This window comes from Streptomyces turgidiscabies Car8 (assembly GCF_000331005.1).
GTDB classification, from domain to species: domain Bacteria; phylum Actinomycetota; class Actinomycetes; order Streptomycetales; family Streptomycetaceae; genus Streptomyces; species Streptomyces turgidiscabies.
Genome location: NZ_AEJB01000179.1, coordinates 1 through 6740, shown reverse-complemented (window position 1 = coordinate 6740; position 6740 = coordinate 1). Strand labels below are relative to the sequence as shown.

Genomic DNA, 6740 nt, shown 5'->3' with positions numbered 1-6740 from the left:
TTCCGGGCCGGCCTGCCCGAAACAGCCGGGGCAAGTCGCGAGCGTCCCGAACTCCACTCCCCCGCCGCCCAGTTGACGGCGCGAAGATCCGCCACGTCTTCCTCCTCCACGCCTCGAAGCCACCAGCGAGAACGACCGCCGAGCCGGCAGTAGGCCCCCGAACCTCCTCACGTCGCCCGGCCGCCCTCGGCACGTGAGGACTTGGGTCCCGCCTCGACACGGTCACGACATCCCTGCGAAACAGCGCCTCCCTAATTTCTGTCACCCGACAGGAATTACGCGCCGAAGGCAGGCCTTCGACGGTTGCAGTCTCATCTACAGTCTCATCGCGACCCTGCGGAGCCCTCCGAGCCGCCTTCGTCGGCAGCCTTGGCCACCTCCCAGATGAGACCGCCAACCCGCTGCGCCACGTCGGCCAGGATCCCGCCCGTCACGTGCTGGTAGCGGGCCGCCATCGCGGTCGACGACCACCCCATGATCTGCATCACCACCCGTTCCGGAACACCGAGGATGAGCAGGACCGTGGCGGCGGTGTGCCGAGCATCGTGCAACCGGCCGTCCCGCACCTTGGCATCGGTGAGGAGCTGCTTCCACGCGTCGTAGTCCGTGCTGGGCACCAGTGGCTCACCCACGGGGGACGTGAAGACGAAACCCGTCTCGTGCCACTCGTCTGCGGCCAGCCGACGTTCTCGGTCCTGCTCCTTGCGGTGCAGTTCCAGCAGTCGGGCCAATTCGCCGGGCACACCGATCACCCGACGGCCGGCCCGCGATTTGGTGGGGGCCGTGTCCTCGTTCTTCCGGACCCGCTGCTTGCAGTACCCGGGCTTTCGGCCGCAGTCTCCCCCGCAGCCGTGCAGGTACTTGGGCCGCAGCCTGTTCTTTCGCACGCGGAGAATGCCGTTCTGAAGGTCGACGTCCGACCAGCGCAGTCCGAGGGCTTCGCCCTGCCGCAGTCCCAGGGCGAGAGCGATGGACCAGCGGGCACTGTTGCGCAGCTTGGCGGCCTCGGAGAGGAGACGCTGCACTTCCTCGATGTCGTACGGCTCCACCTCCTCTTCCTCAATCCTCGGAGGCACTGCGAGCGTCGCGACGTTCCGAGTCACATGGCCACGACGAAGGGCATGGTTCAGGGCCGTACGCATCGTGCGGTGTGCCTGGTGAGCCGTCGCAGCCTTGCTCCCGTTGGACTGCATCTTTGTGTAGAAGCGTTCGAGGTGCTCAGGCTCCAACTTGTCCAGCCGGTGAGCACCCACACCGGGAATCAAGTGGACCCGAACGGCTACCTCGTACCCGGCATAGGTGTTCTCCCGCACTGACGGCTTGGCGATCTCCTCGACCCAGTGCAGCAGCCACGCCTGAACGGTCCACGGCCGGCCAGGCTTACGAACCTTCCCCTCGTCGCGCTGTTTCTCCAGCGCACGGACTTTCTTGATGACCTCCGCTTCACTGACCTTGCTACTGACGTGGCGCCGATCGGGCTTCCCGTCATCGCGGACGCCGACCGTGACGCGGCCGTGCCAGAAGCCGTCTTTGCCGAAGTAGATGGACGATGCGCCGTCAGGGCGCTTCGCGCGCTTGGCCATGGAACTCCTTACGCGACTGCGTTTATGGGTCGTGACTGCATGCGCTGAGCGAGGTAGTCGCTCAGCGCCTGAACGGGAACTCGACGGGATCTACCGATCGGCACGGTCTGCACGGCGCCATCGCGAATGAGGGCGTACATCGTGGTGCGGCCGATGCTCAGACGGCGGGCAGCTTCTTCCACCCTCACCGCGAGGAGGGTGGGGTCGAAGTCGCCTTCTGAGAGGTCGACTTCGTTACGGACTAGGGCGAGCTTGCGTGTCTGGTCGCCTGTCACGGGTCACGACTCCTTGCTTCTCAGTGGCCTTGAGGAGGCAGCGGGTGTGCGTGTCTGTCCGAGGTGCGGATTTCTGCGTCATTGCGTCATCAGCGTCATTTAGGCTTCTGACCTGGGATTTCGTGTGACGCAGTGGTGGGGGTCTGCGTCATGGGTGCGTCATGGGCTGCGTCACCCGTGACGTCACCCATGACGCAGATGACGCAGGATGACGCAGGGACGGCCGTCTGCGTCATGGCTGTCGTCGCAGGTCAGGTGCCGGTTTCCGGCTCGCATGACGCAGATGACGCAGCGTCTTCCTTCTTAGGACAAAAGAGGGGGTGTCTGTTGTGGTGCGGCGCTACTCAGAGCGTGAAGAAGGGGCCGCTGCGCGGCACGTCCGTGGCGCGGCGTTCCGCCGAACAGCAAGAGGAGCACGCCCCACGGCGGTGGTGCTCCTCTTGCTTGTCCCGGCGGCGGGGGTGCGGTCAGAACGCTGGCTTCTGCTCGTGCGGGGGTGTGGTGGTCGGGCGGGTCATTTCGAGGTAGCGGCCCTCGCTGGTGCGGCCGGTGTCGATGAGGACGCCCCGGGCGGCGAGGGTGGGTTGGAGGCGCTTGAGGCGGTCGGAGAGGACCTTGCCCGTGGTCGGCCACCCTTTGGGCAGGGCGCGCAGTTCGTCGCCGCTGTGGAGGCGACTGAGGCAGTGCAGCCACTCGGTGGACGTCATCCGCTGCGCGCCGCCAGGCTCGATGGTGTCGGCATGCCTCAGGACGGTCTGTGCCAACAGGTCGCCCTCGATGACGTCGTCGTTGAGGTCGTCCAGGCTGGCCCGGTAGGCGGGCAGCGCCCCGAGGCCGGTTGCCGCATCGAGCTGCGCGCACAGGCGCGCGAAGTCCGCCATCCGTAGATCGGTAGGGGTCTCCACCGCCACCGCGCGGACCTTGACGGTGAGGTCGAGGAGCGAGCCGAGCACGACGGGCAGAGCTTCCCCGTACTCCGCCCATAGTTCCGCCTCAGTCCGCCGTACCCGGGGGCGTTCCAGGCGCAGGGGCAGGAGCCGTTCGGCAAGGTCGGGGCGGATGACGCCCACGTCGATGCCGGTCAGGAGCAGGGGGCGGCGGTAGCTGACGCGGAAGACGTCCCCGTCGGTGAACAGGGCGCGCTTGACGCTTTCGATGCCGGTGACGATGCAGCACATCGCGTCGGACAGTTCCGGGGTCATGTGGGAGAGGTTGTCCAGGGAGGTGACCCATCCGGCCGCCACCGCAGCGATCAGGTTCTCCTCGTCCTTCGGCGCCCGACGCAGATCACCGCCCATGCCCTCGATGATCCGCACGAGCATCCGTCCGCCGGTGGACTTCCCCGCGCCCTGGGGGCCGGTGAGGAACGGCGCGGGGACGGGCACGGACGGTCCGAGGCAGCCGATCAACCAGGCGATGGCCAGGCACTCGGTCTCGGCGGTGGCGAAGTTGCACAGCCGCATGAGGAGATCGATGCCCTTACCGTTGGTGTCCTTGACGGGCAGTGGGAGTTCCCCGGTGAGCTGGGTACGGCGCCAGCACACTTCGCGGGGGTCGGGAATGGCGATGTCCCAGCCGGTGGGGTGGATACGGACGGACTGACCGTCATCGCGGCCCAGGTCCAGCCACGTCGCCCCGTCGAATCCGGGGGCGACGCGGATGTGGACGGACTGCACGTCTTCGGTCAGGGCGAGTGCTTCGATCAAGTCCAACGCCTCTTTGAGGGCGGTCCCGTTGAACACGCCGCGCCCGTCGCGGAACAGGCCGACCATGAGTTCCTGGCGGTGGCTGCCGGTGGTGCCTTGTGAGCGGATGGGTCGGGCGACGGGGTGGCCGTTCTTCTGCGCGTACACGGTCCCCTCAGCGGTGCGGAAGTACCGGAAGTGCGCCTGCGCGTAGTCGGTGATGATCTCGCGGGCGGGGTTCTTCTCGTCGTCGGACATGGTCACAGTCCCAACGTGGTCAGGGCGTTGGTCCACGCGTCAGCGCAGTGCCGGGACGATTCCCCCTTGGTCTGCGCTGCGGTGAACAGCCGCGCGGTGTGGACGTCGGTGAGGCACCCACACCGGCCGTGGGTCGACAGCACCGCGAGGAACGTTCGGTAGACCGTGGCGTGCACCGCACTGGAAGCCTCGGTGATGCGCTGCTCCGCCATGGCGATGCCACGGTCCAGATAGGCGGGGGTGCGGTGGGGGCACGCCCCGCCCATGGCCCGTGCGGGCGCCGTGATGGCCACCGGCCGTACCGCCGTGGGGTTCTTCACGGCCAGCGCGCGCACGCTGTCCGGCAGTGCGGTCATGGTTCCGGTTCCGGGACCGAGCCAACGGGCGTAGGCCATCGTGGACTTGACGTCGACACCGTCACGGACGCCGTTGGCGGACTGCATGGCGCCCTGGTAGAGCCAGTGCTCACCGCGCGTCGTGCGCACGGTCCGGGTCGCGGGCAGGGTGTCGCGGGCCCAGGCGATGGCTTCCGCGTTGTCGAGGTCAACGGCGGTGAGGCCGGCGCCGCCGGGGTGGTAGGCCACCGCCGCCGCCTCACGCCATGCCCGCACCCATGCAGGCGAGTTGAGGACGGTCGGGTCCGTGGTCGCGGAGGCCCACGCGTGACAAGGCGCCGGGCAGATGCAGGGGCCGGGGGATTTCATGTTCGGCCGGCCGCCGCACGCGTTCTTCGCGCAGGTGCGGCAGTTACCGAACGGGACCTTTCCCGCCCGCAGGGGCAGCGGCGGCACACCGGCCGCCGCCAGACTGAGCGCGGTCCGCAGGTGCGCGGGTGCTCGCCGAATGTCGGTGGGTTGGGTCATGCTGGAGGTCTCCAGTTCTCTTTGAGCGTGCTGGATTGGCGGCGGCCCCGGTTCTTGGCGGAAGGGGGCCGCCGTTGTCATTCGTCGGGGATGGGTCAGGCGGCGGCGGTGTCGTCGCCGCGCGTGGCGGTCAGCCGGCCGTCGAGGGCGCGGATGACGGTGCCGCTGGTGGTGAGGGTTTTGACGGCCTTTGACACGGCGCCTTTGGACAGGCCCGTGATCGTGGCCAGGTCCTTTTGGGCGACCGGTTCGTCGGCGGTCTCGATGGCTTTGAGGACGCGGGCGGCGGCGCTGTCCGTGGCGGGCGCGGCTGGTGCCGTGTTCTTGACGAGGGTGAGGGTGGGGGCGCCCGCGGTTTCCACGGTGGCGGTGAGGGTGTGGGACCAGGGGGTGCGGTCGGGCAGGGCGATGACGACGGCCTTGTCCATGTAGCGGACCTTGATCGGGTCGGGCTTGCGCTTGCCGTCCCGGATCAATGCCACACCCGGAACGGGGAGTTCATCCGCGTTCCAGCCCTTGGCCTGCGCGTCCTCCCCGAGGACCACGCGGGCTTCGGCGGGGGTGCGCACGGCGAGGCAGATGGAGACGCCGATCTGCGGGGCGATCTGCTTGGGGATGCCGTCGCCGATGGTCGGCTTCTGGGTCATCCACCACAGGTCGATGCACGCCGCGCGGCCCATCCTGGCGATGGACTCCAGGCCCGGCAGCGCCGACCGGTTGACGGTGCGGGTCTTGCCGTCTGCGGTCTCGGTCTCGCAGGCGACCTTGTCGGCGGCGGTCATGACCTCGGCACCCTCGTCGACGACGACCGTGATGCGCGGCCGGTCGGGGGTGGGCGTCCAGGTGTCCTGGCCCTTGGGCAGGATGGAGAGCCGTTCCAGCATCTCCGTCTCCAGCTCGTCGACCACATCGACGACTTCACGCGGGGTGGAGGCGACGCGGGCCCGGTGGTCCCACAACCGGCCTTCCACACGCTTGAGGTCGATGATGACCAGCGCGTTCGACTCTCCCTCGGACGCGGCGTACAGCAGCGGGCGGGAGGCGACCGACTTGCCCGCGCCGGACCGACCGGCGATCAGCAGGCGTTCCCCGAGCGGGACGGTGACCTGCTCGCCGGTGACGGTGTCGACCCCGAGGGAGCGCTGTTCGGGCGTCCAGGTGAGGTCGTCGCCGTCGGCCGCGCTGCGGGTGCGCAAAGTGAGTTCGGCCCAGCCGCCCTGTTTGCCCGCCTTGATCTGCATGCGCAGGCTCGTGCGGGCCCCGAGCAGCGCACGGATGTGGTCTTCGGCGCTGCGGAGCTTGCTCGCGGTCCAGGTTCCGTCGAGGCGAACGGCACACACGATGCCCGCCTCGGTCAGCGCGGGCCGGCCGGACAGCGTGCCGGCGAGGCCGCGCTGTTCGGCGTGCTCCTTCCAGTGCTGCGGCTGCAACCGCTTGAGCAGCGCCCTTTCTTCGGCGGTGGGCTTGAGGCCGGTGGTGTCGCGTTCGCGCACGGCGATCCACACGCTCAGCGCGGTGACGGCGGCGACGAGAGCGACGGCCGCCCACACCCACACGCGGACCGGCACGGCCGGCAGCCACACGTATCCGGCGACGGCGAGCGCGGCGGTCGTCTTCGACGCGAACAGCCACAGCGGGTCGGGCACGCGCCGTTTGGCGGTGCGCAGTTCGCGTTCCGCGCGGTGGCGGATGGAGGTGATGCCCTCGGGGTCGATGGCGCGGGCGGTGGCGAGTGCGCGGCGGGCATCGCGCACGAGGGGCTTGCGGTCGGCGCGCAGGGCGCGGCGGCGCTCGGCTTCCTTGCGCCAGCGATCAGCCGTCCAGCGGGCGGCGGTTGCTGCGTACTGGCGGTGGGTGCGCCAGACTTGTCCGTGGCTCACGGGTGTCCTTCTTTCCGGGATGTGTGGGTCGGTGGCGCAACGGCTGAGGTTCCGCAAGCTGCTGCAGGAGCTGGGCACGGACACCTGTGTGCTCGTCTCGACGCATCTGGTCGAGGATGTCGCCGCCGCCTGCACCGACGTGGTCCTCTTCGCCGAGGGACGTCTGGTCTTCCAGGGCTCTCCGGACGAGCTGGCG

The 6740-nt window shown here is 69.0% G+C and carries 5 protein-coding genes and 1 pseudogene; 1 reads left to right on the top strand and 5 read right to left on the bottom strand.

The features are described from left to right. Positions 1-323 precede the first annotated feature (323 nt). The 5 genes from STRTUCAR8_RS11220 to STRTUCAR8_RS11200 form a co-directional block, all read right to left on the bottom strand. Entirely contained in the window at positions 324-1583 is a 1260-nt protein-coding gene (locus STRTUCAR8_RS11220; protein ID WP_006375769.1) for a tyrosine-type recombinase/integrase, read from the bottom strand. 8 nt (positions 1584-1591) lie between these two features. Then, complete coding sequence (locus STRTUCAR8_RS11215) at positions 1592-1858, bottom strand: helix-turn-helix domain-containing protein (protein ID WP_006375765.1); 267 nt, start codon at positions 1856-1858, stop codon at positions 1592-1594. 467 nt (positions 1859-2325) lie between these two features. Then, entirely contained in the window at positions 2326-3801 is a 1476-nt protein-coding gene (locus STRTUCAR8_RS11210; protein ID WP_044472019.1) for a hypothetical protein, read from the bottom strand. A gap of 2 nt (positions 3802-3803) precedes the next feature. After that, positions 3804-4664: a bifunctional DNA primase/polymerase gene (locus STRTUCAR8_RS11205; protein ID WP_006375766.1), complete on the bottom strand. Its 861-nt coding sequence runs from the start codon at positions 4662-4664 to the stop codon at positions 3804-3806. A gap of 95 nt (positions 4665-4759) precedes the next feature. Further along, complete coding sequence (locus STRTUCAR8_RS11200; protein WP_044472018.1) at positions 4760-6544, bottom strand: MarR family transcriptional regulator; 1785 nt, start codon at positions 6542-6544, stop codon at positions 4760-4762. Positions 6545-6578: 34 nt separating this feature from the next. Here STRTUCAR8_RS11200 and STRTUCAR8_RS54090 point away from each other — a divergent pair. Beyond that, positions 6579-6740: pseudogene (locus STRTUCAR8_RS54090) on the top strand (ABC transporter ATP-binding protein); the annotation flags it as partial.

Excerpts from the sequence above, each read along its gene's own strand:
- STRTUCAR8_RS11220 (WP_006375769.1), bottom strand. The coding sequence starts at position 1,583 with ATGGCCAAGCGCGCGAAGCGCCCTGACGGCGCATCGTCCATCTACTTC.
- STRTUCAR8_RS11210 (WP_044472019.1), bottom strand. The coding sequence starts at position 3,801 with ATGTCCGACGACGAGAAGAACCCCGCCCGCGAGATCATCACCGACTAC.
- STRTUCAR8_RS11205 (WP_006375766.1), bottom strand. The coding sequence starts at position 4,664 with ATGACCCAACCCACCGACATTCGGCGAGCACCCGCGCACCTGCGGACC.